Source organism: Acetobacter thailandicus, assembly GCF_011516655.1.
Classification (GTDB): Bacteria; Pseudomonadota; Alphaproteobacteria; order Acetobacterales; family Acetobacteraceae; genus Acetobacter; species Acetobacter thailandicus.
In genome coordinates, this window is sequence record NZ_WOSV01000039.1 from 1 (window position 1) to 677 (window position 677).

At 55.1% G+C, this 677-nt stretch carries 1 pseudogene; it reads right to left on the reverse strand.

Annotated elements, in window-relative coordinates:
• Positions 1-10 precede the first annotated feature (10 nt).
• Positions 11-633, reverse strand: a pseudogene (locus GOB58_RS12870) (IS5 family transposase).
• Between the last annotated feature and the right edge of the window lie 44 nt (positions 634-677).

A 677-nucleotide genomic window follows, 5' to 3' on the forward strand; every position in this document is an offset into this window, starting at 1 on the left:
CTAGAGGGTGTTATGCACTTTCCGTGAGCAGGTTGACTGCGTTTTTCAGCATGAGACCTGCGAAGGCGAGGGTTGAAGCACAGCGCTCGTAGTCTTTTACGAGCCTTCTGCACCGTGTTGCCCACGCGAACGATCTCTCCACGATCCAGCGACGGGGCAGCAAAACAAAACCCCGTTTTGCCTGCGGCAGCCTGATGATTTCGAGGGTGATACCCTGCTCCCTGGCGGCTTTTGCCGGTTTTGATCCGGTATAGCCCTGATCGGCCCATACCAGTTCAACGCTACCATCTGTTGCCTGCTGAAGGGCTTCCGCAAGTGGACCGGTTTCCGCCCGGTCGTCCCTGTTTGCCGGGGTGACGTGCAGAGCCAGAAGATGCCCCAGGGTATCGACCGCCATGTGCAGCTTCGATCCCTTCTTTCTTTTCGCGCCATCATACCCAGCGCGCGATCCACTCTCCGGTGTCGAACGCAGTGTCCGGCTGTCGATGATCGCTGTCGTCGGTTCAGCCTGTTTTCCTGCAGATCATGACGGCGTTGTTCCGCGTCTTCCTTCATCAAAAGAAGATACGGAATAATCAGAGACCATTCTTCGTCACTGACATCAGACGGATACGGTTTGCGTGCAGTATTCATCCATCCGTTCTGAAACACTCACGCACGAAAGTATATAACACACT